The 25,111-nt window shown below is 67.6% G+C and carries 22 protein-coding genes; 8 read left to right on the top strand and 14 right to left on the bottom strand.

What is annotated here, in order from left to right; translation table 11 throughout:
- Positions 1-17: 17 nt before the first annotated feature.
- From QTI05_RS11895 to trpE, 3 genes are read right to left on the bottom strand one after another with little or no spacing between them, the layout of a single operon-like run.
- Positions 18-602, bottom strand: coding sequence for an anthranilate synthase component II (locus QTI05_RS11895; RefSeq protein ID WP_286624597.1), 585 nt, complete (start codon positions 600-602; stop codon positions 18-20).
- Positions 599-988, bottom strand: a complete 390-nt coding sequence (locus QTI05_RS11890) for a GxxExxY protein (protein ID WP_286539823.1) — start codon at positions 986-988, stop codon at positions 599-601. The genes QTI05_RS11895 and QTI05_RS11890 overlap by 4 nt, the downstream gene beginning before the upstream one ends.
- Positions 985-2,487, bottom strand: a complete 1,503-nt coding sequence (trpE, locus tag QTI05_RS11885; RefSeq protein ID WP_286539824.1) for an anthranilate synthase component I — start codon at positions 2,485-2,487, stop codon at positions 985-987. The genes QTI05_RS11890 and trpE overlap by 4 nt, the downstream gene beginning before the upstream one ends.
- A gap of 290 nt (positions 2,488-2,777) precedes the next feature.
- On the opposite strand from trpE, the gene QTI05_RS11880 reads away from it, so the two are divergent.
- Positions 2,778-3,377: a chalcone isomerase family protein gene (locus tag QTI05_RS11880; protein WP_286539825.1), complete on the top strand. Its 600-nt coding sequence runs from the start codon at positions 2,778-2,780 to the stop codon at positions 3,375-3,377.
- Here QTI05_RS11880 and gph read toward each other — a convergent pair.
- A complete protein-coding gene (gene gph / locus QTI05_RS11875; RefSeq protein WP_286624596.1) occupies positions 3,349-4,056 on the bottom strand; it encodes a phosphoglycolate phosphatase in 708 nt (235 codons plus the stop codon). The two genes, QTI05_RS11880 and gph, sit on opposite strands and share 29 nt — an antisense overlap.
- A gap of 19 nt (positions 4,057-4,075) precedes the next feature.
- Entirely contained in the window at positions 4,076-4,759 is a 684-nt protein-coding gene (locus QTI05_RS11870; RefSeq protein ID WP_286624595.1) for a response regulator, read from the bottom strand.
- Positions 4,760-4,987: 228 nt separating this feature from the next.
- On the opposite strand from QTI05_RS11870, the gene QTI05_RS11865 reads away from it, so the two are divergent.
- Entirely contained in the window at positions 4,988-6,313 is a 1,326-nt protein-coding gene (locus QTI05_RS11865; RefSeq protein WP_286624594.1) for a DotU family type IV/VI secretion system protein, read from the top strand.
- Positions 6,314-6,317: 4 nt separating this feature from the next.
- Positions 6,318-7,346, top strand: a complete 1,029-nt coding sequence (locus QTI05_RS11860; protein WP_286624592.1) for a type VI secretion system protein — start codon at positions 6,318-6,320, stop codon at positions 7,344-7,346.
- Between the two features lie 14 nt (positions 7,347-7,360).
- Here QTI05_RS11860 and tssJ read toward each other — a convergent pair whose 3' ends face one another.
- A complete protein-coding gene (tssJ, locus tag QTI05_RS11855; protein WP_286624591.1) occupies positions 7,361-7,852 on the bottom strand; it encodes a type VI secretion system lipoprotein TssJ in 492 nt (163 codons plus the stop codon).
- A 71-nt stretch (positions 7,853-7,923) separates the two neighbouring features.
- Between tssJ and tssA the strand changes: the two genes are divergently transcribed.
- From tssA to QTI05_RS11830, 5 genes are all read left to right on the top strand, one after another.
- A complete protein-coding gene (gene tssA, locus QTI05_RS11850; protein ID WP_286624590.1) occupies positions 7,924-8,952 on the top strand; it encodes a type VI secretion system protein TssA in 1,029 nt (342 codons plus the stop codon).
- A gap of 46 nt (positions 8,953-8,998) precedes the next feature.
- Entirely contained in the window at positions 8,999-9,517 is a 519-nt protein-coding gene (tssB, locus tag QTI05_RS11845) for a type VI secretion system contractile sheath small subunit (protein ID WP_286539833.1), read from the top strand.
- A gap of 35 nt (positions 9,518-9,552) precedes the next feature.
- On the top strand, positions 9,553-11,049 hold the full coding sequence (gene tssC / locus QTI05_RS11840; protein ID WP_286624589.1) for a type VI secretion system contractile sheath large subunit: 1,497 nt from the start codon (positions 9,553-9,555) through the stop codon (positions 11,047-11,049).
- A gap of 173 nt (positions 11,050-11,222) precedes the next feature.
- Positions 11,223-11,705, top strand: a complete 483-nt coding sequence (locus QTI05_RS11835) for an Hcp family type VI secretion system effector (RefSeq protein WP_286539835.1) — start codon at positions 11,223-11,225, stop codon at positions 11,703-11,705.
- A 29-nt stretch (positions 11,706-11,734) separates the two neighbouring features.
- Positions 11,735-12,244: a hypothetical protein gene (locus QTI05_RS11830; RefSeq protein WP_286539836.1), complete on the top strand. Its 510-nt coding sequence runs from the start codon at positions 11,735-11,737 to the stop codon at positions 12,242-12,244.
- 23 nt (positions 12,245-12,267) lie between these two features.
- On the opposite strand, the gene QTI05_RS11825 is transcribed toward QTI05_RS11830, so the two are convergent.
- Genes QTI05_RS11825 through tssH form a run of 8 tightly spaced genes read right to left on the bottom strand, consistent with a single transcriptional unit; the run spans position 12,268 to position 25,097 of the window.
- Positions 12,268-13,053: a PP2C family protein-serine/threonine phosphatase gene (locus QTI05_RS11825; protein WP_286539838.1), complete on the bottom strand. Its 786-nt coding sequence runs from the start codon at positions 13,051-13,053 to the stop codon at positions 12,268-12,270.
- Between the two features lie 20 nt (positions 13,054-13,073).
- Positions 13,074-14,708, bottom strand: a complete 1,635-nt coding sequence (gene tagH, locus QTI05_RS11820) for a type VI secretion system-associated FHA domain protein TagH (RefSeq protein ID WP_286624588.1) — start codon at positions 14,706-14,708, stop codon at positions 13,074-13,076.
- A gap of 25 nt (positions 14,709-14,733) precedes the next feature.
- A complete protein-coding gene (locus QTI05_RS11815) occupies positions 14,734-15,129 on the bottom strand; it encodes a DUF4150 domain-containing protein (RefSeq protein ID WP_286539840.1) in 396 nt (131 codons plus the stop codon).
- 19 nt (positions 15,130-15,148) lie between these two features.
- Positions 15,149-15,778, bottom strand: a complete 630-nt coding sequence (locus QTI05_RS11810; protein ID WP_286624587.1) for a DUF3540 domain-containing protein — start codon at positions 15,776-15,778, stop codon at positions 15,149-15,151.
- A gap of 18 nt (positions 15,779-15,796) precedes the next feature.
- Positions 15,797-16,846, bottom strand: a complete 1,050-nt coding sequence (locus tag QTI05_RS11805) for a pentapeptide repeat-containing protein (RefSeq protein ID WP_286624586.1) — start codon at positions 16,844-16,846, stop codon at positions 15,797-15,799.
- Positions 16,843-19,455: a DUF2169 family type VI secretion system accessory protein gene (locus QTI05_RS11800; RefSeq protein WP_286624585.1), complete on the bottom strand. Its 2,613-nt coding sequence runs from the start codon at positions 19,453-19,455 to the stop codon at positions 16,843-16,845. Before QTI05_RS11800 ends, QTI05_RS11805 begins: the two co-directional genes overlap by 4 nt.
- Positions 19,455-22,376 carry a type VI secretion system Vgr family protein gene (locus QTI05_RS11795; RefSeq protein WP_286624584.1) on the bottom strand — a complete coding sequence of 974 codons (2,922 nt, stop codon included), beginning with the start codon at positions 22,374-22,376 and terminating at the stop codon, positions 19,455-19,457. The genes QTI05_RS11800 and QTI05_RS11795 overlap by 1 nt, the downstream gene beginning before the upstream one ends.
- Positions 22,377-22,397: 21 nt before the next feature.
- On the bottom strand, positions 22,398-25,097 hold the full coding sequence (tssH, locus tag QTI05_RS11790; RefSeq protein WP_286539846.1) for a type VI secretion system ATPase TssH: 2,700 nt from the start codon (positions 25,095-25,097) through the stop codon (positions 22,398-22,400).
- Between the last annotated feature and the right edge of the window lie 14 nt (positions 25,098-25,111).

Genomic DNA, 25,111 nt, shown 5'->3' with positions numbered 1-25,111 from the left:
GCCTCCAGCGTCCGCCGTCAGGCCAGAAAATTCCTGAGCATCGCGTGGCCGTGCTCGGTGAGGATGGACTCCGGATGGAACTGCACGCCTTCGATGCGCACGTCGTGCGCAAAGCCGGTGTGGCGCACGCCCATGATCTCGCCGTCGTACGTCCAGGCGGTGATGGCCAGCGCCTCGGGGCAGCTCTCGCGCTCGATCGCGAGCGAGTGGTAGCGGTTTACCGTGAACTTCTCCGGCAGCCCCGCGAACACGCCTTCGCGGGTGGTCGTGATCTCGCTGGTCTTGCCGTGCATGAGCTGCTGCGCGCGGATGATCCTGCCGCCGAACGCCGCGCCGATGGCCTGGTGGCCGAGGCAGACACCCAGGATCGGCAGCTTGCCGGCAAAGGCCGTGATGGCCGGCACCGACACGCCCGCCTCGGCCGGCGAACAGGGCCCGGGCGACACCACGAGCCGCGTCACGCCGGCTGCGATGCGCTCGCCGATCTGCGCCACGCTGATCTCGTCGTTGCGCTGCACCTCGACCTCGGCCCCCAGCTCGCCCAGGTACTGGACGATGTTGTAGGTGAACGAGTCGTAGTTGTCGATCATCAAGACTTTCATGGCTTGCTCACGATCCGGTGGACGCCTTTGACGACGGGGAACACATTGAAGTTGATCAGCAGGCCGAGCTTCAGGCCCGAGAGCCGCAGCGCGGCCATCACCTGCGCGCGGTGCAGGTCGGTCAGCACCTCGACGGCGCGCAGCTCGACGATGACCGACTGCTCGACCACGAAATCGGCGCGGTACACCTCGCCGAGATCGCGCTGCTTGTAGTGCGCCGAGAGCGGAACGTCACGCTGGAAGCCGATCTCGCGCTCGGCGAGTTCGACTTCGAGCGCTGCGGCGTAGGCCGATTCGACGAGCCCCGTGCCGAGCACGCGCTGCACCTCGACGGCAGCGCCGATGATCTCGTGCGAGAAGTCGTTGACGCTTTCGTGGACGCTCATTCCAGACCCTCCTCGACCAGCTCGGCCGCGCGCAGCAGCGCGCGCGCCTTGGCCTCGGTTTCCTTCCACTCGAGTTCAGGCACCGAATCGGCCACCACGCCTGCAGCGGCCTGCACGTGCAGCACCTGGTTCTTGATGATGCCGGTGCGGATGGTGATCGCCACGTCCATGTCGCCCGCGTAGCTGATGTAGCCGCAGGCGCCGCCGTAGAGCCCGCGCTTGGTCGGCTCCAGTTCGTCGATGAGTTCCATCGCGTGCACCTTGGGCGCGCCGGTCAGCGTGCCGGCCGGAAAGGTCGCCTTGAGCACGTCGATCGCGGTCATGCCGTCCTTCAGCGTGCCCTCGACGTTGCTCACGATGTGCATCACGTGGCTGTAGCGCTCGACCGCGAAGGCTTCGGTGACTTTCACCGTGCCGATCTTCGCGATGCGGCCGATGTCGTTGCGCGCCAGGTCGATCAGCATCACGTGCTCGGCGCGCTCCTTCGGATCGTTGATGAGCTCGACCTCGGCCGCCTTGTCGAGCTCGATCGAGGCGCCACGCGGGCGCGTGCCGGCGAGCGGGCGAATGGTCACCTTCTGCTCGCCGTCGGCAATGTTTTCCTGGCGCACCAGGATCTCCGGCGAAGCCGCGACCACGTGGAAATCGCCCAGGTGGTAATAGAACATGTAGGGCGACGGATTCATCGAGCGCAGCGCCCGGTACAGCGACAGCGGCGACTCGGTGTAGCGCTTGCTGATGCGCTGGCCGATCTGCACCTGCATGAAATCGCCGCCGGCGATCAGCTCCTTGGCACGCTCGACCGCGGCGAGGTAATCGGCCTTGGCGAAAGAGCGCTCCACCGGATGCGGCTGGCTCGGCTTGACCTGGGGCGCAGCGACCGAATACTTGAGCTGGTCGCGCAATTCGCGCAGGCGCCGCTTGGCGTTGGTGTAGGCCTCGGGCCGCGTCGGGTCGGCGTAGACGATCAGGTAGAGCTTGCCCGAGAGGTTGTCGATGACGGCCAGCTCTTCGCACTGCAGCAGCATGATGTCGGGGCAGCCCAGCGTATCGGGCGGGCAGGTTTTTTCGAGCTTTTTCTCGATGTAGCGCACCGCGTCGTAGCCGAAGTAGCCGGCCAGCCCGCCGCAAAAGCGCGGCAGGCCGGGCCGCAGCGCCACCTTGAAGCGCTTTTGATAGGCCTCGATGAAATCGAGCGGGTTGCCGTCGGCGGTTTCGACCACCTGGCCGTCGGTCACGACCTCTGTGCGCGCTTGCGCGCCGAAACCGCTGGCGCGGATCAGCGTGCGGGCCGGCAGGCCGATGAAGCTGTAGCGGCCGAAGCGCTCGCCGCCGACGACGGATTCGAGCAGGAAGCTGTACTTGCCGCCGTCCTTGGTGTGCGCGAGCTTGAGATACAGCGAGAGCGGGGTTTCGAGGTCGGCAAAGGCCTCGACCATCAGCGGAATGCGGTTGTAGCCCTGCGCGCTGAGGCTTTTGAATTCGAGTTCGGTGATCACGGGGTCTCTCTCCGTCTGCCGCCCGGCGCTGGACGGCCGGTGGCTGGGTCATTCACGTTTGGCCCTGAGTCGATGCTGCGATCAGGCGCCGCGGGCGCACGGCGTGCGCCGTGCAATCAAGAAGACAGCGACGACGGGCGACGCCAGGGCCAGGCTCCCCGGGCGCCTTGACCTGTCTGGATGACGTGATGAATGAACATGGAGCGCGGAGTTTAGCTGAGCGACAATACGTGTACAAATTGATACATTCAGGGATGGAGTCGCTCGTTTCCATAACCAAGGACAAACCCATGCTCCAGTCTGCCTTCCAGCGCTCGATCCCTGCGATCCTGCTTGCGGTGGCTTCCCTCTGCACGCTCGGCGCGTCGGCCGCCCAGGTCGACGTCGCAGGCGTCAAACTCGAAGACGGCATCGAACTGCGCGGCAGCAAGCTGCAGCTCAACGGCGCCGGCGTCCGCTACAAGGCCGTATTCAAGGTCTACACCGCCGGCCTCTACCTGGGCCAGAAGGCCGGCACGCCCGAAGAAGTGCTGGCCGCCACCGGGCCGAAGCGCATGACCATCACGATGCTGCGCGACATCGAGGCGAACGAGCTCGGCAAGCTGTTCACGCGCGGCGTCGAAGACAACTCGCCACGCAGCGAGTTCGCACAACTGGTGCCCGGCCTGCTGCGCATGGGCCAGATGTTTGCCGACCAGAAGGTGCTCAAGACCGGAGACACCTTCACCATCGACTGGCTGCCGGGCACCGGCACGGTGATAACGGTGCGGGGCGTTGCGCAGGGCGAGCCGATCAAGGAGGCCGCCTTCTTCAACGCGCTGATGCGCATCTGGCTCGGCCCGGCACCGGCCGACTGGAAGCTCAAGGACGCGCTGCTCGGAAAGAGCTGAGCTCTTCCAGCGAGTCGACAAAACCGTCGGCGTCGACGCCGCGCACCGGCTCGCCGTGGTTGTAGCCGTAGCTCACCAGCACCACCGGGCAACCCGCCGCGCGCGCGGCGCGCGCATCGTTGCTCGAATCGCCGAGCATCAGCGTGCGCGCCGGCTTGCTGCCGAGCGCCTCGCAGGTCTTGCGCAAGGGCAACGGGTCGGGCTTCTTGCGCTCGAATGCATCGCCGCCGAACACGGTGGCGAAAAAGCCGTCGAGGCCCTTGGCCGCCAGCAGTACCTTGGCGAAGGCGGTGGGCTTGTTGGTGAGGCAGGCGAGCCGAAGTCCGTGCGAACGCAGCGCCCGCAGACCCTCGACCACGCCCGGGTACACGGCCGAATGCAGGCCGTTGACGTGGCTGTAGTGATGCTGATAGCGCGCCCAGGCCGCATCGAAGCGCTGCTGCACTGCGGACGCTTGCGCGGGCGCCAGCACGTGGTCGAGCACCGAAAGAATCAGGTGTTCCGAGCCCTTGCCGACCAGTGGCCTGACGGTCTCGGGCGCCACCTTCGGCAACCCGAGGTCGGCCAGCATCAGGTTCAGCGCCACGACGAAATCGCCGAGCGTGTCGACCATGGTGCCGTCGAGATCGACGATCGCGGCGTCGAAGCGGGAAAGATCCGGAATCATGCGGGCGAGCATAGCGCCCGCTGCAGCCGGACTACATCTGGGCTTCGGTCAGCGTCTGCGCAGCCACCACCGCCTCGGTGCGATTGCGGACATTGAGCGCGCGGAAGATCGCCGCCAGATGAATCTTGACCGTGCCTTCGCTGATGCCAAGCGCGCGGCCGATCAGCTTGTTGGGCTTGCCCTGGGACAGGAGTTGCAGCACTTCGACCTGACGCTCGGTCAGCACGTTGCGCAGGTGTTCGAGCGTCTGCGCACTGGCAGGGCGCGGCGCCGCCGTGTCGGTCGTGGTCTTGGCCGGCACGCCGGCCACGATGCCCGGCGGCAAGGCCGACAGCATCATCGGCGGCACATACACACCGCCGGCCAGCACCAGCCGAACCGCTGAAATCATGACTTCCGGCGAATAGGCCTTCGGAATGAAGCCGAGCACGCCACGCTCGAGCGCGCTGCGCATGACCGCCGGATCTTCGTAGCCCGACAGCACGATCACAGGCACGGCCGGGTGGCGGCGGCGGATTTCCTCGATGTGCGCCTGGCCATCGGCGCCGGGCATGTTGAGGTCGATCACGGCCAGGTCGAGTTCATCGGAGGCGCCAGCGAGCAACTCGTCGACGCTCATGGCGAGCACGAACTCGATGTCGGGCTCGATCTCCGCCAGCTTGGCCTTGACCGCTTCGATGACGAGCCGGTGGTCATCGGCGATCAGGATTTTCATGGGGCACCCCCGGCAGCAATTGTTAACTCGACCGAAGATAGCGGTGATTGCCGCGCGCAGCAAGCCAATTGCTCCGCCCGAACGACATAGTCCCCAAGCGATATGGTGCGCGTCCGGTGCCATTGAAAGAATTGGTCGCACTTCTACATGGACGGGGATCACGGCATGTGCCATCGACACCGGCGCAAACACGACGCTCCCGCCATCGAAGGGTAGCCGCGAGCATCCATGCCTCGCCTGCTCGATTTCTTCCGCCCACTGTTCTCGCTCGGTCTCGAACTGGATGCGGCAATCCAGGCACGACACCCTCATGCATCGGTCGGCGACACGCAGAAGCAGGCGCTGGACCTGCTCGAGCGGGCGCGCGAGCACGCTACCGCGGCGGGGCATCGCCCCGGCGAACTCGAATCGGCCTCGTTCGCGCTGGTCGCGTGGCTCGACGAGATCCTCGCGCGCGACCCGGACTGGAACGCCCGCACCACGCCGCTGCAGGTGCAGCTTTTCAACTCCAACAACGCGCACAGCGAGTTCTTCCACCACCTCTCTGCGCTGCAAGCCGAGGATGGCGAGTTGCGCGAGGTCTATTGGTACGCCCTGGCGAACGGCTTCACCGGCCAGTATTACTTCGAGAGCAACGACAGCGGCGAACTCGGCAAGCTCAAGGCGCTGCACGGCCAGCAACTGGCGGTGCCGCCGCTGACCCTGGCGACGCTCGCGCAGGATCACATCACGCCGCAACCCTATGCGGCCCCCGCCCCGCCGACGCTGCGGCAGCCCGAGCAGCGCGAACGTTCGATCCTGCGGGCCGGCGCGGCGCTGGCGCTGCTGACACCACTGGTCACCCTGCTCTGGCTGTTGCTGACCGGGCCCCGCGACATGTCGTCACTGCTGGCGCAGCGCGTCGACCAGCGGCTCCAGGCCTACGCCTGCGCGGATCTCTCCGCCACGGTTTCCGACGGCGGGGTCGCCGAGGTGCGCGGCTTCGTCTCGCTGCCCGCTGACTTGGAGCGCGTGCGCGGCGAGATCGCGGCGCTGCCCGGCGTGAAGTCGGCGAACGTCGCACTGGCATTGCGCGTGTGGCCGCATTGCGAAGTGGTGGCCATGCTGAAGCCCTACCAGGCACGCAACCGCGACAAGCAGCGCGGCCTGGCCATCAACGTCAAGAGCGCCCGCGATGGCCGGCTGCGCGAGGGCGAGTTGGTGCTGCTGCAAGTGACGCAGCCCAACTTCGATGGCCACCTGTGGGTGGACTACTACACGGCCGATGGCTCGGTGCTGCATTTCAACGCCGGGCGCAGCCCACGGCGGCTCGCCGCTGGCGAGCAGGTCGAGCTGGGCCAGGACATTCCTTCGAGCTGGCTGGTCAGCCCGCCGTTCGGCACCGTGCTGGTGACGGCGCTCGCCTCGCCATTGGCGTTCAGCGAAAACGCCGACCGGCCGCCCTTCGAGCTGGCCTCCGACTACCTGCTGCGCCTGCGCGGATCGTTGACGGCCAACAAGGATCCGGAGCGGCCGGTCGCCGAGTTCGTGTTCCTGGAAACCACCGAGCGCTGAGAACATGGCCACCACGCTCGATCAAGTCCTGCACTCGCTGCCCGCGCAATTCTGGCTGCTGCCCCTGGGCTGCGCGGTCGGCTTCGCACTGCTCTGGTGGTGGACGCTCGGGCATCGGCGCTGGCAACGCCGCCGGTTGCTGCACACGCGTCTTGCCGAACTCGGCCACGGTGCCGCCGATACACCGCCAGCTGCGCCACCGCCTGCAGGCACCGCGCCGGGCACATCCGATGCGCTGCATCCCCGATTCCTCTTTGTCGGTGACGCAGCCGCCAACGTGGCGGGACTGCTTCAGGCCGGCAATGCCCTGCCACAGAAGGAAACCGCATCCACACCCTGGCAGGCCTGGACGCAGCCCGCCATGACCGCCATCGCGCCCGGCCCCGGCATCGCCGAAGACACAGCAGACAGCGGGGCGCGCAGCCTCTGGCTCCAGGGGCTCCTGACGCTGGCCGAACAACGCCCGGCCTTGCCGCTGAACGGCGTGGTGGTGTGCGTCGCTGCGAAGGCACTGCCGCAGGCGCCGCGCAGGCTCGCAGCACTGGCACGGGAAGCAGCGCAGTTGCTGCAGCTGCAATTGCCGGTCTACGTGGTGGTCACCGGGCTCGAGCGCTTGCAGGGTTATGCCGAGGTGCGCGCCGGACTGCAACCGGAGGTCCTCGCACAGGCGCTGGGTCACTGCTTCATCGAACCGGATGCCGGCAGCGGCGGCGGCGCACCGCGCCTTGACGCGTTGTTTGCGCCGCTGTCGGCGCGGCTTCAGGCGCTGGGCATGGCGCTGGTGCGCGACCAGCCCGATCCGGCAGCGCGCCTGGCGATTCTTCGCTGGGTCGAGCAGGTGGTGGCGCTGCAAGCGGATCTGGCCGCACTGGTCGATCAGCTATTCGCGCCGGGAGCGGGTGCGCCATGGCGCGGCCTCTACCTGACGGCCGCCGCGTCGGAGGCGGACCAGGGCGCGTTTGCCACCGACCTGTTCCAGCGCTTTCTGCCGGACGACCAGTCGCTGGCGCGCCCGGCGCGGCAGCTCCGGTGAAGCGCGCCTTCCCGTTACTTCGCGGGGTCGATCCTGATCTGGCGGGCGCCGAGGGTCACGGTCAGCACCAGCGGCTTGCCGGGCTCGACCGCCCGCACCTCGCGCCAGCGCGCGCGATCCAGATCGCGGTAGGCCGCCATCACGCCGATCGCCTTGGCATCGGCCGGCAAGGTCATCTCGATCTTCTTGCTTTCGCCGGGGCGCAGCAGCATCTCTTCGCGCTGCACCAGTTCGGCGCCGAGCGTGGCCGTGTCTTTTTCGAACAGCGAGAAGAAGTCGGCTGCTTCGAACGGGCCGGCCGACTTGAGCGCGTAGACGCGAACCGTGAGCGGCGAAGCGCGGCCGCGCGCATCGGGGTTGGCGTCGGCGCCGGCCGCCACCGTCATGGCCACCGGCGTCACGATCACGACGGGCGGCTTGGCGCAGCCTGCAAGCATCCACGCCACCAGCAAGGCAGCGGCGAGAGAACGGCCATAGGGCAAACGGCGTGTACCAAGGACTCTCATGCTATTCCCTTCGTTGCATTGACCGGTGTCTACGCATCTTTGATTATCACCAGTCAATTTGAACAGGCAACATGCTGACACCCGAACTCGTCGAGGCCTTGCAGGCACCCATCAGCGAGGCATCGCCGACCGGCGAAGATCTTGAGTACGACCCAGCCTTCACGGCGCTCGATTCGGCGGCCCAGGGCAAGCCTGAACAACAGTTCGGCGATACCGTCATCCCCGCCGTGGAACCCGAGTGGCGCACGGTGTCGGACCAGGCGCAGGCGTTGCTGCGCCGTGCCAAGGACGTTCGCGCCGCGGTGCTGCTGCTGCGCGCGTCGACCCGCCTGCAGGGCGTGACCGGCTTCACTTTCGGCATGCAGTTGCTCACGGGCCTGCTCGACACCTTCTGGGACGGCATACATCCAAAGCTGGATGCCGACGACGACAACGACCCCACGATGCGGCTCAACGCGCTGGCCCCGCTCACCGACGAAAGCATGGTGCTGCGCGATTTCTACGAGGCCGGCGTGGGCGTGGCGCGGGGCGTCGGGCCGATCAGGATCCGTGACATCGCGATCGCACAGAACGTGCTGGCGGCCGTCGGCACCGAGGCCACGTACTCGGCGGCGCAAGTGCACGGCGCACTGGTCGAGATCCAGGCCGAGCATCCAGAGGTCGTGCAGACGCTGCTCGGCGTGCCGGCCCTGGTCACCCGGCTGCAGACCCTGCTGAGCGAGCGCACCGGCCGCTCCGACGCGATCGAGCTCGTGCAGCTGCGACGCATCGGCATGGCCTTGCGCCAAGCCTGCAGCGCAGTCGTCGGCAGCAGCGCCGAAGCCGAAGAGGCTCCGGCCGCGTCCGATTCGGCCGAGGCACCGGCAGCGGCGCGGCCCGCTGCCGCACGCGGAGACATCACGACGCGCCAGGACGCGATCCAGATGCTCGACCGCGTGATCCGCTACCTGGAGCAGACTGAACCGGGCAACCCGGCGCCGCTCCTGATCGAACGCGCCAAGAAGCTCATCGGCGTGAGCTTCTTCGAAATCATGGCCAACCTGGCGCCCAACGCGCTCGACACCATCGAAACCGTGACGGGCAAGCGCCCGTCGGAATGAAGTTTTTTTCAGCGACCCGTCGCACCCAACCGCAAGGAGCATTTCCATGGCCAAGAGCAGTCAGAAATTCATCGCCCGCAACCGGGCGCCACGGGTTCAGATCGAATACGACGTGGAGCTCTACGGTGCGGAGAAGAAGGTGCAGTTGCCCTTCGTGATGGGCGTGCTGGCCGACCTGTCCGGCAAGCCCGCCGATCCGCTGGCGCCGGTGGGTGACCGCAAGTTCCTCGAGATCGACACCGACAACTTCGACTCGCGCATGAAGGCCATGAAGCCGCGCGCCGCGTTCTCGGTGCCGAACACGCTCACCGGCGAAGGCGACCTGAAGGTGGACATCACTTTCGAGAACATGGACGACTTCTCGCCCGCCGCGGTGGCGACCAAGGTCGATGCGCTCAAGAAGCTGCTCGAGGCGCGCACGCAGTTGTCGAACCTCGTGACCTACATGGACGGCAAGGGCGGCGCCGAAGACCTGCTGGCCAAGGTGCTGGAAGACCCGGCGCTGCTCGCCACCCTGGCTGCGAGCAAGAAGCCTGAAGACGGCGCCGCCGCACCGGCCGCCTGACCACACCCCCATTCCGATCACGAGGAGAAAGCATCATGGCCGAAGCACTCGAACAGCAGAGCGCACTGAAAGACGTCGAGTTTGCGGGGAGCGACTTTTCATCGCTCCTGCAAAAGGAATTCAAGCCGCGCAGCGACGAAGCCAAGAGCGCGGTCGAAGCGGCCGTGCTCACGCTGGCGCAGCAGGCGCTGAGCAACAGCACCGTGATCGGCAAGGACGTGACCAAGTCGATCCAGGCCATGATCGCCGCGATCGACGCCAAGCTCACCGAGCAGATCAACCAGATCCTGCACAACGAGGAGTTCCAGAAGCTCGAAAGCGCATGGCGTGGCCTGCACTACATGGTGAACAACACCGAGAGCGACGAGAACCTCAAGATCCGGGTGATGGACGTCTCGAAGAAGGAGCTGCACAAGACCCTGAAGAAGTTCAAGGGCGCGGCCTGGGACCAAAGCCCGCTCTTCAAGAAGATCTACGAGCAGGAATACGGCCAGTTCGGCGGCGAGCCCTTCGGCGCCATCGTCGGCGACTACCACTTCGACCAGAGCCCGCCCGATGTCGAGCTGCTCGGTGAAATGGCCAAGATCGCGGCCTCCGCGCATGCACCCTTCATCACCGGCGCCAGCCCCAACCTGATGCAGATGGAGTCGTGGCAGGAGCTCGCGAACCCGCGCGACCTGACCAAGATCTTCAGCACGCCCGAATACGCCGGCTGGCGCAGCCTGCGCGAGTCCGACGACTCCAAGTACATTGGCCTCTGCATGCCGCGCTTCCTGGCCCGCACGCCCTACGGCGCCAAGACCAATCCGGTCGAGGAGTTCGACTTCGAGGAAGACGTGGCCGGCGCCGACCACACCCGCTACGCCTGGGCCAACGCGGCCTATGCGATGGCCACCAACATCAACCGCTCGTACAAGCTCTACGGCTGGGGTTCGCGCATCCGCGGCATCGAATCGGGTGGTGCGGTGGAAAACCTGCCGCTGCACACCTTCCCGAGCGACGACGGTGGCGTCGACCAGAAATGCCCGACCGAGATCGCCATCAGCGACCGGCGCGAAGCAGAACTGTCGAAAGCCGGCCTGCTCTCGCTGATCCACCGCAAGAACTCCGACTTCGCGGCCTTCATCGGCGCCCAGTCGCTCAACAAGCCGGCCGAATACGACGACCCGGACGCCACCGCCAATGCCAACCTCGCGGCACGCCTGCCCTACCTCTTTGCCTGCAACCGCTTCGCGCACTACCTCAAGTGCATCGTGCGCGACAAGGTCGGCAGCTTCAAGGAGAAGGAGGACATGCAGCGCTGGCTCAACAAATGGATCATGAACTACGTCGATGGTGATCCGGCCAACTCGTCGGAAGAAACCAAATCGCGCAAGCCGCTGGCAGCCGCGGAGATCGTGGTCGAGGAGATCGAGGGCAACCCCGGTTACTACAGCTCCAAGTTCTTCCTGCGCCCGCACTACCAGCTCGAAGGCCTCACGGTGTCTCTGCGACTGGTGTCGAAACTGCCGTCCGCCAAGGGCGGCAAGTAGGCCCGCCGAGACGGCCGGGATTTTTTGAAAAGCGTCTTTGCAAATCCCGGCCGCCCGTTCGTTCTAGAAGCAGCTCCCCCTGAAAGGCAACCCGCCGGACAGCGCAGAGCCCGCAGTTTCAGTCGCAGATCAACCCCGCCCGCTACAGACGGGCTTCATGAAGGAGCATCGAAATGAGTTCAGACTTTTTTGGCAAGTTGACCAACAACATCGAAGGCGAGTCCAAGAAGGAAGGTCACGAAAAGGAAATCGACATCCTCAGCTGGGCCTGGGGCGTTTCCAACGCTTCTGGCTCCGGCTCCGGCGGCGGCGGCGGCCATGGCAAGGCGAGTCCGCACGATTTCAGCTTCACGCACATCTTCGACAAGGCTTCACCGAACCTGGCCAAGTCCTGCATCAAGGGCACCCACATCGACGAGCTCAAGCTGACGGCGCGCAAGTCGGGCGACGGCCAGCAGGACTACGTGACCATCACGCTCACCACAGCATTCATCACCAGTGTCTCGGTCGGTGGCTCGGGCGGCGGCGATGTGGTTGAAACCGTGAGCTGCGCCTGCAAGAAGATCAAGGTCGAATACAAGTTCCAGGACGAGAAGGGCGCGCTCAAGGCCGGTCCGGAGTTCACCTGGGACATCGAAGTGGACAAGGTGACCTGAGGCGGTCTGCGCCAGACGAAGGAACGACGATGGCGTTCTCGATCAAGAACCCTGACGCGCAAGGCCGCTACTCGATCGACTACACGGTCGGGCACGGCGGCGTGAACATGCGCGATGACGTGATGCTGGCGCAGGTCTGCCTCAACATCACCTACTTCGAGCGCAAAGACGGCTATGCCGACCGCTACATGACCTCGCGCGAAGTGAACCGGCTCGAGCCCCTGGTGGAGGACGGCTATTGCGGGCCGCTGACGATCGCACGGATCTACCAGTTCCAGAACGACCTGGCCAAGCGCGGCGGCGCCATGGGGCCGATCCCGGTAAAGATCGATGGCAAGTTCGACGTCAGCCCCGAACCCGGCGTCGTTCACATGGGCGCGCTCAAGCGGGTCTACAGCTTCGACAACATGAACTACGTGCTGTCCGAGCATGCCGAAGGCGAAGCGGAGGCCCATTACGACAACCTGCCGCAGACGGCGCTCGCGCCATTGCGTGGTGCCCTGGCCGATTCGCGGAAGTACGCCAAGCGCTTCAAGTAGCGCCGCGGCCTCGCCCGACTGAATCAGGGGGCCGCAGGAATCGTGTCGGGCAGCAACTGCGTGACCTCGTCGTCGGCATGGAACCAGACGGCGAGCGCCGTGTAGTTGTCATGGTTCGGCCGGGCACGCGCCCTGACTTCGGTGTCGAGCTGGTCGACCCACTGGCTCGGGTTGCGCGAGGCCTGCAGCGTCTCGCGCAGGCAGTCGTCACCGAGCGGTTCCCAGACCCCATCGCTGCACAGCAGCAGCACGTCGCCGGGCGCCAGCGGCATCGGCGCCGACACCGCGATCTCGGGCGGTTCGTCGACCGAGCCCAGCGCCGACAACAGCATGTTGCGCTGCGGGTGCAGGCGTGCGCCCTCCTCGTCGATCATGCCGCCGGCCACCATCTGCTGCACCAGGCTGTGGTCGATGGTGCGCGCCACCAGTGCGCCCGCACGGAACAAGTAGGCGCGGCTGTCGCCGCTGTGGGCCCAGGCGAACTGGTTGTCGTGCAGGTCGATCGCTGCCAGCACCACCGTGGAGCGCATGGCCGCAAGCTTGCCGCCCTCGGCCTGCCGCGCCACCACGTCGCGGTTCGCCTGTTCGAGCAGCCGGCGCAGCGCGGCGCCATCGAGCCCCGGCGCGGCCGCAAAGCCGCCGAGCACGCTGCTGCGCGCGGTGGCCGCTGCCACGTCGCCGCCGCCGTGGCCGCCGGCGCCGTCGGCCACCAGGCAGGCGACATAGCGGTCATCGTGCCAATGGCCATGCACGTCTTCGTTGTAGCTGCGTCCGCCTTGCCTGGACAGTGTGACGATTTCGATTTCCACCCCGGGTGCCTCTCTTCTTCTCATTGGCCTGACTTGAGGCGTTCCATCTGCGCTTCGTAGGCCTCGAGAAAGGCCTTGCCGAACAGGCTGTGGAAGTCGTCCTCGGCCTCGGTGGCAATGCCGCCATAGAGCGCCACGAACTGATCCCACAGCCTGGCCTTGCGGTTGGCGGCGAACAGGCTGTCGAGCGCCGACTTCGCGGCGATCTTCTTTTCGAGCTCGTCGGGCGCGAAGCGCTCGATCACATGGGCCAGCGCCGCGCGCATGCCGACCATCACGCCGAACTGGTGCGCGCGCAGGTCGTTGTAGGCGTCGCGCATCGCGGCCTCGGGCGGCATGAAGCCGCGCACGCCGGGGCCCAGCAGGTGCGCCAGCGCGACCTCGACCGTTGGCGAGAACTTGAGCGGGTTGTTGGCTTGCGACGCGATCATCGTGACCTCGGCCCGCACCTCGCGCTTGAACTCCTGGCGCGTCAGCAGCAGTTGCAGCGTGCCTTCGGTCGAGCTGCGCAGGATGACGCCGATGCGTTCCATCAGGCCCGGCGTCAGCGCGTCGGGCGGCTGGTGCTGGCTGCCGAGGCCGCGCAGGAAGGCGGCCAGCAACTCGGCATCCGACGCCGGCGTTGCGGGCGCGACGGGGCGCTGCGCGGGCGGCGGCATGACCGCCGGCGCGGGTGCAGGCACGGGCGCGGGCACGCGTGGCGAAGCTTTTGCTATCGGCAATCCGGTCTCGTCGTCGAACGCGACTGCGGCCGGGGCCGGCGCGGATGGCGTCACGGCCAGCGGCGGTACGTAGCCGAACTGCCCCACCGGCAGATGGTCGCTGCGCGGCGCGGCGCTCGGGCGCGGCGTGCCCTGCAGCGCGGCCAGCGGGTCGGCATGGGCCGCGGTGTTCGGCTGCAGCAGCGGGTCGGCCAGCGGTGAAAGCGCCAGCGGGTCGCCGCCCAGCCCCCCCATGCCGGCGCTGCCGCCGAACAGATCGTCGATCGACGTGGCCTTGCCGGCCGACGGAATGCCGAGGTCGGAGAAATCGTCGAGCGCGGCCGGCCCGCGCGGTGCTGCGGCAGGCCCCGGGCCGAGCAGATCGGCAAACGGGTCGTCCGCGGCGGACTGCGCACTGCGGCCGGCACCGGACTCGAGCGGATTCGGGAACAGCATCGGGTCGGCGGGCCGGCGTGCCGCGGCCGGAGCGGGCGACGGTGCGGCAGGTGCGGGGCCCAAGCCGGCCAGCAGGTCGGCGAAGGGGTCGTCGTCCGTTGCCGGCGCGGCGACGGCAGCGCCGAAGCCCAGGCCGAGTTCATCGCCGAAGCCAGGCCCGCCAGCGGCCGGTGCGATGGGCGCCTCCGGCTCGGCCTCTACCCGAAGCTCGAAGCCGCCGAGCACGAGCCGGTCGCCGCTGTGCAGCGCGACCTCGTTGCCGGCGCCGAGTGGGCGGCCGTTGCACAGCATCGGGTTGCTGCCGCGGTCGACCACGAAGTAGTGGCCCTCGCGGCACACGACCTGCGCATGCACGCGCGACACCGTGCGCTCGGGGTCGTCCAGCACCAGCGCGTTGGTGGGCGCGCGGCCGATGGTGCCGCCGCCGGGCCCGAACTGCACCGCCAGCGACCGGGCCACCGGCGCGCCCTGATGAGTGACCACAACGATTCGAATCACGGCAGCGCTCCAGGCAAGGGATGAATCATGGCGACAGCAGCAGCACGAGAGCTTGGCTCGGCACGGCGCGAACGCCTGGGCAGTTGGTGCTGTTCTGCAGCGAAACGCTGGTCAGCCGCGTCGCCGGCATGCCCTGGAAGAGTACCGTGAAAGCGGCCGTCAGGTGGCGGCTCGGCCCCATCACCGTGCCCGATGCCACGCCCATCACGACGCCGGAGTTGTCGCCATTGGTCATGGGAATGGTGGTGCCGAGGTTGTGCGCCGGCATGCCCATGATGAGGATGGTCGGGCAGTTCGGAATGGCCATCGGCCCCATCGCGATGTTGGGGTACGGAATGGGGATCGGCGAGGGCGCGGCCGGTGTCATGCAGACATCGGGAAAGCCCATGTCGGTGCCCATCAGCTGGCAGTTGGCAAACACGATGCGCTCCTTTGCGAGGTCAGCCGAAGTGGATCTGGCCGCCGCGCGCCTTCACCAGATCCTGCCCGTTCAGCAGCAGATGCTGGCCCGAGATGCGGGCAAGCTGATCGGCCTCGCATTCCACGTGCGTGGCATGCACGCGGTCGATGCCTTCGGTGGTGCGCAGGTGGTTGCGGCTGAAATGGCTCACGCGCTCGAACACGGTCGAGAGCACCGAGCCGACCACCTTGACCACCGTACCGATCACCTGCAGCTTCTTGCCGATGAACTGCGCGTCGTCGGTGGTCACGCGGGCCTGCCCGGCGCGCAGCGAGAAGGCGCCGGTTTCGAGTGCCAGCCCCGGCGCGGCCAGCGTCAGCGGCCCTTCGCAGCGCAGCACGTTGGCCACGCCCTCTTCGCGCTGAAGCACCGCGAGCACCCAGACTTCATCGGGTGCCACCAGCAGGCAGGCGACCGTGTCGCCCACCGCGGGTTCCAGCAGGCAACTGGCTGCACGGCGGCCGTTCGCCTGCAGGCCGCCGCTGGTCACGCTGAAACGGTCGGCCGCACAGGCCGTGACCAGGCCAACGCAGCTTTGCGCCGGCGTGGCCTGCGCATGGCCGGCGGCGGTGCGCCGGCGGGTTCGGGAAGGAGTGGTCGCAGTGGTCATGGGTCTTCTCCGGAAAGATCAGGCGGTGGCGGTCCAGCGTTCGGCGCGGGCCAGGTCGGGGTCGGTTTCGAGCGCGCGGGCGCGGTCGGTCATCTGCGCCTCGTCGGTGCGGGTGCCGTGCAGCACGGTGCGGAACAAGGTGGCCTGCCGCAGGTCGGCGCAACGGAGGTCGCCGTGGCGGAAGTCGGCATAGGTCAGCTCCGCGCCCGCCAGGCTGGCACCTGCGAGCTGGGCCTCGGCGAAATGGCATTGGTACAGGTCGGCACCATCGAAGCGCGCGGCCGGAAACTTCCCGCCGGTGAAAAGGGCCTGCCGCAGCCGGGCCTGCGAAAAATCGACCTGCTCGCCGGCGGCGCCGCAGAACAGCGCGTTCGGCCCCACGGCCTGGCGGAAGTTCGCGCGGTCCAGCGTGGCGCCCTGGAAGTTGCACTGCCGCATCGACACCCCGGAGAAGTCGGCTTCGGTGAGATCGGCAAAGGAGAACTGGCAGCCGTCGAGCACCAGCCCGGCAAAGGACTTTTGCTGCAGCGCCGTTTTGGTGAACATCGCCCGCGTCATGCGCGCACCGTCCCAGGTCAGCCGTGCCAGGTCGCACTGCAGCATGCAGGTGTGCTTCCACTCGCTGTCGTCGGCGTTCACGTCGATCAGGGACGACTCCGAGAACACCGCCGACTCCATCTGCGCGCCGGCCAGGCTCGCATGGTCGAGCTGGCAGCGCGAAAAGGTCGCCATGCCGAGCCAGGCCTGCGCGAACTGGGCATGCGTGAGCTTGCATTCGCTGAAGGTCGCGCCGTGCAGGTGGGCATGCCGGAAGTCGGCATGCGCCAGCTCGCACTGGTTGAAGGTGGCACGGCGCAGGTTGGCGCCGTTGAACAGCGTGCCTTGCAGCGTGCACCGGTCGAACACGCTCTCGCGTGCGTCGGCCTCGCGCAGGTCGGCTTCCTCGAGGCGGGCCTGCGTGAACACGCCCCCGCCGAGGAAGGTCTTCGCGAACTGACCGCGGCGCAGGTCGAGCCCGTCGATGGCTTCGCCCATGCTGACGGCCAGCGAAAGGGTTTCGGCCTTCATAGCGGGTGCGCGGCAGCGTGCCGTGCCTGCTGTTCCGGCGTGAGCCGCGGCCAGGTGCGCACGCGCTCCAGCAGCGCACCGTCGAAGCGCACGTCGCCATCGAGTTTGGCGCGCGACAGGTCGGCGCCGAACAGGTTGGCATTGCGCAGGTCGGCACTGCGCAGGTCGGCGTGCTGCAACATTGCGTCCTTGAAATTCGTGCCTGCGAGCCGGGCCTGCGTGAAGACTGCCTTGCGTAGCAGCGCACCCTCGGCGTTGGCCAGTCGCGCATCGCAGCCGGCCAGCCGTGCGGCGCTGAAGTTGGCGCCTGCCAGCTGCGCCTTGACCAGCGTGGCGCCACGCAGGTCGACCTCGCCGAAGTTGGCCGTGCGCAGGCTTGCATGCGACAGGTCGATGCCGGGCAGCAGGCAGTCCTTGGTGAAGACCGCGCCATCGAGCTGCGCGCCGGCGAGCTGCGCCTTTGGCAACTGGCAGTCGACGAAGCAAGCCGACGCCAGCCGTGCCCCGCGCAAGTCGATGCCACCGAGATCGCAGCCGACGAAGTTGGCGCCGGCGAAGTTGGCCTCGCTCGCCTGCAGCCCCTTCAGGTCAAGCTTGTAGAAAAGCAGGCCCGGGCCTTCGACGCCGTTCCAGTCGGCCGGGCCCCAGCGGGTCTCGAGCAGGTTGGCGCCCGCGATGTCGGCGCGTCGCAACTGGGTCTGCGCCAGGTCGCAATGCATGAGCACCGTGCCGTTCAGGGCCGCCTGGTCGAACACCGCACCCGCGAGCCGGGCCCGGCCGAGGTTGGCATGCGTGAAGTTACTGCCGACGGCCAGCATGCCTTGCAGGGCGCCGTGGGCGAGCACGGCCCGCGTGAAGTTCGCGCCGGAGACGTTCGCACCCTGCAGGTTCGCGCTCTCCAGCCAGGCGTCGGTGAAGTCGACGTGGCGCAGGTCGAGCGACGACAGGTCGGCCCCGGTCAGGTCGATGCCCGGAAAGCTGCGCAGCCCGCGCGCCAGCATCCACTGCATGAGCGCACGGCCGCGCCGCGCCACTTCACCCTCGAGCGGGTAAGCCGGCGGTTGCAGGTGCGCCGCCTGCAGGTAGCCGAGGCGCTCCGCGCCTTCGCGCATGGCCAGCTTCTGCGCGACCGCGCGCCGGTCGAACGCAAGGCCGGTGGCACGCTGCGCGTCGAGTTCTGCCAGGTGCGCCTCGGCGTTGTAGCCCGGGGGGCCGCGGTGCACCAGCTTCGCCATGTCGATCGCGCCGGCCTCTTCCAGGTCGAGCACGCGCTGGAGCTGGCCGGCCATCTCGCCGATCGCCGCCCACTGCTGCGCTTCGGCCTCTTCCCGCCGCGCCTTCAGGTAGGCGGGCAGTTCGGCCATGCTGCGCTGGGGTTCCGGCGGCGGCAGGCGCAGGTCGAACGTTGCCGGATCCTTGCCCTGCGCGACCAGCGCCTCACGCGCCAGCACCACGTCCATCTCGGCCCGGCGGCGCTGCGCCTCGCCCTGCAGGCCGTCCATCGCGAAGGCCTGGCCGGCATCCGCCGCTTCGGGGTCGCGCGCATCGAGCCCGTCCGGCAGCAGGTCGACGTCGTTGAGCGCCTCGAGCCCGCCGTGCTTCGGGTCGCTGCGGCGCGCCAGCACGTCGAGATAGTGCGCGTCGGGCTTCGGTGCGCCGAGGCGCTCGACCGCGCCGAGCAGCTCGACGATGTCGGCCCCGTCGTCCTCGGCACATTCGGCCATGCCGTGGAAGACCAGCACCATGCGCTCGGCATGCGGAAAGAACCAGACCGTGGTCAGGCGCATCGGCACCTCGCGCAGCTTGCGCCCGCCCGCGTCCAGCGCGTAGTTGACGAAGGTGCGTGCGCGCAATCCGGGCAGCCGGCCTTCGATGTGGCGCTGCGCCGGGTGCAGGTTGTCGAGTGCATAAGGCTCGTCGCCGCGCAACGGCGCGTCGAACCACTGGTCGCTCGGCGCCATGTTGAAGTGCTTCCAGTCGAGGTCCGGCGCAAAGCCCGGCGCATGCGCCTGCAGGTAGTCGGCGTCATAGGTGCCGCGCAGGGCGAGCCGCTGCGGATGCATGGTGTCGAGTGCGCCGAAGCCGGCCGGCACCACTTCCGACTGCGGCGTGAGCACGCGCGAGCCCGGCAGTTCGAGGTTGGGCAGCGCGCGTACGCCGCCGGCCGTCGTGCGGCCCTTGCCGCGCGGGTTCAGCGCATAGTCGGCGCCGCCATACGCATGGTCCCAGTCGAGTGCGATGCGCTCGGGTGCCGCGGCCGCTGCACGCGGCCGGTCGCCATCCCACCAGCGGTCGCCGAACGCCAGCAGCGTCTTCTCGACGCCGCCCAGGCGCACGCGCACCGCGCAGCCGGCGGGCTGCGCCGGATCGGGATAGGCATGCCCGTGAACCAGGAACTCGGGTGTCAGCTTGGCCACGCCCTCGTCGAGCAGCGGCACCGCCATCTCGCGCGCTGCGAAATTCCAGAGCGACTGCTCGCCCCACAGCCGGCCCTCCGCGCCCTGGTCGAACGGCACGTGCAGGTAGTTCGTCACGCACAGGCCGTAGCGTTTGCGGTATTCGATCGCGCGGCTCGAGAAGCCGAGCGACATCGGCTTGTAGATCTGCATCAGCCGCCGGCCGGGTTGCCGCCGCCGTTCTTGCCGCCCGTCGGCCCGCCGGCCTTGCCGGGTGTCGCGGGCGGCGAAGGCATGACCGAATCCCAGGCCTTGTCGGCCGCCGCGCCAGCGCCCTTGGTGCCCTCGTCGATGGCTCCGGCGGCGCCGCTGGCGGCCCCTGGCAGGTAGTTGCCGCCCAGTTGCGATCCCACGGCCGCGCCGGCCGCGGCGCCCGCCGGGCCGGCGATCACGCCGCCGACGACGGCGCCCACGCCCGCGCCCACGGCGGTGCCGAGCTGGCGCTGGCGCCGGTCGGCGCTGTCGGCCAGGCTGTTGAGCTTGCTCTGCAGCTCGGGCAGCGCACCGAGCTCGGCCGCGGTTTCACGCAGGGCCTTGGCTGCGTCGGCGTACTGCTTCATGGTGGCGGCCGAATCGGCCAGGCCGAGCACGCCCGCGGCCAGCCCGGCCAGCGCACCGACCACCGCCGCGCCGCCCGCACCGCCGGCGCCCGCACCGGGCTGGATGATCTTGACGGCGGTGCACTCGATGTCGGCCGGCGTGTTGGTGAGGTCGAGCGCGGCCACGTTGTGCATCTGCAGCGCGGCGCAGTTCTCCATCTGGATCGCGAGCGCGTTGGCAATGCTCACGCCGAGGAAGTTGTCCATCTGCAGCCCCATGAAGGTGCTGCGCGCCATGCCCATGTTGGCCTCGCTCGACGAGCCGATGTACCCGCTGGAGTTGGCCCCCATCACAGTGGTGTTGGAGCCCATCGAGGTGGCATTGATGCTGGCATAGGACATCAGGTCGATGTCGCCCGCCGCCACCACCTTGATGCCGGCATTCGACGCGATCATGTGCGCGCCGGTCGAGATGTCCTTGCGGCCGCCCTGCGCGGTGATCGAGATGTCGCCCTTCGCACCCACCGCCACCGACGCCGCCGTGATGCCGATCGCGCCCGAGGTGATGGCCAGCGACGCCGACACCTGCGTCATCGCGCCGGTGACCTTGGTGGTCAGCGTCTGGCCGATGTTCATGTCGACCTTGCCCGAGATCTGGTTGAGCTGGCCCTTGATGCCGACCACGTTCTCCTGGTACTGGCCGATGTGGTTGTACTGGTTCAGCGTGACGTTGGTGTGCTGGTTCTTATGGACGATGTTGCGCTGGTCCTTGTCGACCTCGCGCTTCTCGAAGCCGATGGTGTGCACGGTGCGGTCGTTCTCGACCGTGATGCTCTGGTCGTGGCCGACGCTGGTCGAGTCGTCGACCTCGACCGAGCGCGACATGTTGCGCTCGGCATGGACGTTGATGAGCTCCTCGCCGATCTTGTCCTCGAACATGATCTCGTTGAAGTTGTTGCTGTTGCCGCCGGGCGTGGAGCGCGTCTTGAAGCCGCTCTGCGTGGGCGAGTCGTAGGGCACCGGCTGTTTGTCGTTGTAGACCCGGCCCACGATGATGGGACGGTCCGGGTCGCCGTTCAGGAAGTCGACGATCACCTCCTGCCCGATGCGCGGCATGAAGTAGCCGCCCCAGGTGTTGCCCGCCATCGGCTGCGACACGCGCACCCAGCAGGTCGACTTCTCGTTGCTTTCGCCGTAGCGGTCCCAGTGGAACTGCACCTTCACGCGGCCATGCTTGTCCACATGCAGCTCGTCGCCCTTGGGGCCCACCACGATCGCCGACTGCGGCCCCGGCATGGTGACGCGCGGCGTCGTGCGCGGCGGGCGGTACGGCATGTCGGCCGGCAATGCCGTGACCAGGAAGATGCTCTGGCCGCGACGCGGCAGCGCCAGATCCGGCGTGGCGGTGGCCAGGTCGCGCACGATCGCGGACGTGTCTTCGTTGATCGCGTCGTCGGTCATCAACTCGCGCAATACGCGCCCGAGCCGCTGCACGTTGCCGGCGTTCTCGGCCAGGCCTTCGTAGCCGGGGTGCGTGATCACGAAGTAGCAGCTCGCGATCAGGTAATCGCCGTTGCTGGTGCCGTCCGGCGCCCGCTCGAACTTGAAAGTCTTGCCGGCCGCCACGTCGGGCCAGCGCGTGATGGCCCAGTGCCGGTCGCGCCGCGCGATCAGTTCCTCGCCGCGCACCTTGGCCGTGTTGTCGGCGTCGTCGGTGCTGAAGTAGCCACCCGGGAACTCGAAGGCCTCGAAGTCGGCCAGCTCGTGGTCGTCGGACGTGTCGCGCTTGGAGCCGAGCTTCTTGCCGATGGCCTTGAAGTCGCTGTCGCGCGTGTCGTACTTGCCGGTGTCGAACTGGCGTGCGCTGACCCAGCGACTGATCTCGTTGAAGCGTGCGTCGCTGGCGCCGTACTCCATGTAGCGCAGGGTGTCGGTCACGGGCAGCTTGTCGTGCGCCACGTCGGCCGCATCGGCCAGGTACATCGTGCCGGGCGCATCGTGCGCATCGAACCAGTAGTAGATGCCCTCTTCCTCGAGCAGCCGCGAAATGAACTGGTAGTCGCTCTCCATGTGCTGGACGCAATAGCGGCGCGGGTTGTGCGTGCCGATCACGCCGTCGGACTTGAGCTTCTTGAAGCGCTTGATCGGGCTGTCCTCGAACACCGCGTCCAGCACCTCCAGCACCTTCTTTTCCTGCAGGATGCGCGAATTGACGCGCTTGGTCAGCAGCCAGAGCCAGGAACGCAGCGTGATGCGGTACTCATGGAAGCGGCCGACCTGGCCCGAGCGCATGAAGCGCACCGCGTGGCCCTGGCAATGGCGCTCGTGCTTGGCGCCGTCGGCATCGGGGAACTCGACCACCACGTCGAAGGCCCGGCCCAGGATGTCCTTGCCGTCGATGCCGCCGTTTTTCGAAAGCACCGTCAGCTCGTACACAGCCGGCCGCGACAGCCCCTCGTGGCCCACCACCGTCCAGAACATCAGGTCGTCGACGACGGGCGAGTCGCTCTTGATGCGGAATTGGAGGTCGGCCATGTATCAGTTCTCGCAGATCAGTTAGTCGAAGGCGTAGGTGAAGTCGGCGTCCTTCACGTCGAGCGCGACGCGCTTGATCTCGCCGCCGGCGGCGAGCCGCTGCAGGTATTCCACCGAGATCGTCGGCAGCACCGTGTTGGTGAGGATCGCGTCGATCGCGCGGCCGCCCGACTCCACGTCGTTGCAGCGCGCCACCACCTGCTTGACGACCGCCTCGGTGTATTCGAACGGCACGCCATGGTTCTGCGCCACGCGCTTCTGGATGCGGCCGAGCTGCAGGCGCACGATCATCGCCATCATCTCGGGCGACAGCGGGTAGTAAGGAATGGTGACGATGCGGCCCAACAGCGCAGGCGGAAACACCTTCATGAGCGGCGCCTTCAGCGCTTCGCTCAAGGCGGCCGGATCGGGCAGCAACTCGGGGTCGCGGCACATGCTCATGACGAGCTCGCTGCCGGCGTTGGTGGTGAGCAGGATGATCGTGTTCTTGAAGTCGATCATGCGGCCCTCGCCGTCTTCCATCCAGCCCTTGTCGAACACCTGGAAGAAGATCTCGTGCACGTCCGGGTGCGCCTTCTCGACCTCGTCGAGCAGCACCACTGAGTAGGGCCGGCGCCGCACCGCTTCGGTCAGGATGCCGCCCTCGCCGTAGCCCACGTAGCCGGGCGGCGCGCCCTTGAGCGTGGAGACGGTGTGCGCCTCCTGGAACTCGCTCATGTTGATGGTGATGATGTTCTGCTCGCCGCCGTACAGCGCCTCGGCCAGCGCCAGCGCGGTCTCGGTCTTGCCGACGCCGGAGGTGCCGCAGAGCATGAACACGCCGATCGGCTTGCCCGGGTTGTCGAGCCGCGCACGCGAGGTCTGGATGCGGCGCGCGATCATCTCGAGGCCGTGCTTCTGGCCGATCACGCGCTGATTGAGCGTGTCGGCCAGCTTGAGCACGGCTTCGACCTCGTTCTTCACCATGCGGCCGACCGGAATGCCGGTCCAGTCGGCGACGACGGAGGCAACCGCCTGCTCGTCGACCGAGGGCAGGATCAGCGGCGACTCGCCCTGCACTGCGTGGATCTTGGCTTGCAGTTCGTGCAGTTCCGCCAGCAGCGTCGCACGGTCTTCACTCCCACCCCCGCCCTCCCCCGGAGGGGGAGGGAGTGAAGAGTCCACCGGCTTGTTGCCCGCGCGCAATTTGCTGCGCAATTCGAGCAGCCGGTCCACCAGCCCCTTTTCTTCCTGCCAGCGCGCGTTGAGCTTTTCCAGTGCGGCACCGGATTCGGTCAACAGCCCTGCCACCTGCGCGGCGCGCTTGGTGACGTCGATACCGATCGCCTCCTCGCGGCCGATGATCTCCTGCTCGACCTTGAGGCCTTCGATGCGGCGCATGCAGTCTTCCACCTCGGGCGGCGTCGCATGCTGCGACACGGCGACGCGTGCGCAGGCCGTATCCAGCAGGCTCACCGCCTTGTCGGGCAGCTGGCGCGCAGGGATGTAGCGGTGCGACAGCTTGACGGCCGCTTCGATCGCCTCGTCGAGCAATTGCACGCGGTGGTGCTTCTCGAGCACGCTGGCCACGCCGCGCAGCATCAGGATGGCTTTCACTTCGTCGGGCTCGGGCACCTGCACGACCTGGAAGCGCCGCGTCAGCGCCGGGTCTTTCTCGATGTACTTCTTGTACTCGGCCCAGGTCGTGGCGCCGATGGTGCGCAGGTTGCCGCGTGCCAGCGCGGGCTTCAGCAGGTTGGCCGCATCGCCGGTGCCGGCCGCGCCACCCGCACCCACCAGCGTGTGGATCTCGTCGATGAAAAGAATGATCGGCGTCGGCGAGCTCTGCACCTCGTCGATCACCTGGCGCAGCCGCTGCTCGAACTCGCCCTTCATGCTGGCGCCGGCCTGCAGCAAGCCAATGTCGAGCGTGAGCAGCTTCACGTCTTTCAGCTGTGGCGGCACATCGCCGCGCGCCAGGCGCTGCGCGAAGCCTTCCACCACCGCGGTCTTGCCGACGCCTGCCTCACCCGTCAACAGCGGGTTGTTCTGGCGGCGCCGCATCAGGATGTCGACGATCTGGCGGATTTCCTCGTCCCGCCCGGTCACCGGATCCATTTCCCCCTTCTTCGCCTTCTCCGTGAGGTCGACAGCAAATTTCTTGAGCGCATCGCCCTTGCCCATGGCGGCCGGCGCCATCGCGCCGCTGTCTTCGCCGGGCGCGCCCGAGCCCATGCCGGTGCCGTCCTGCGCGCGCATCTTCGCTTCGGGCGAGGCATCGCAGATCTTCGCGAAGTTGTCGGCCAGGTCTTCGACCTTGACCTTCTCGAACTGCTTCGACAGGCCGAACAGCGGGTTGCGCAGGCTCTGCGTCTTGAGCATGCCGACCAGCAGGTAGCCGGTGCGCACCTGGGCCTCGCCGAACTGCAGCGTGGCATAGGTCCAGGCCCGCTCGATCGCGTTCTCGATGTGCGGCGAGAAGTCGCTGATGGCGGTGGCGCCGCGCGGCAGTTTGTCGAGCGCGGCCGTCATGTCCTTGGCGATGGCCGAGATGTCGAGGCCGTAATGCTGGATCACGCGGTGCAGGTCGGAGTCCTGCGCCTGCAGCAGCTGGGCGAACCAGTGTTCGAGTTCCACGTACGGATTGCCGCGCATCTTGCAGAACACCGTGGCGCCCTCGATCGCCTTGTAGGCCAGCGAATTGAGCTTGCCGAACAGGGCGGTGCGACTGATTTCACTCATGAGGATCTCCGTAT

The organism is Variovorax fucosicus, from assembly GCF_030316825.1.
Taxonomy (GTDB): Bacteria; Pseudomonadota; Gammaproteobacteria; order Burkholderiales; family Burkholderiaceae_C; genus Variovorax; species Variovorax fucosicus.
Note: the sequence above shows the minus strand (reverse complement) of the source record. Positions and strands in the feature narration are given on the sequence as shown.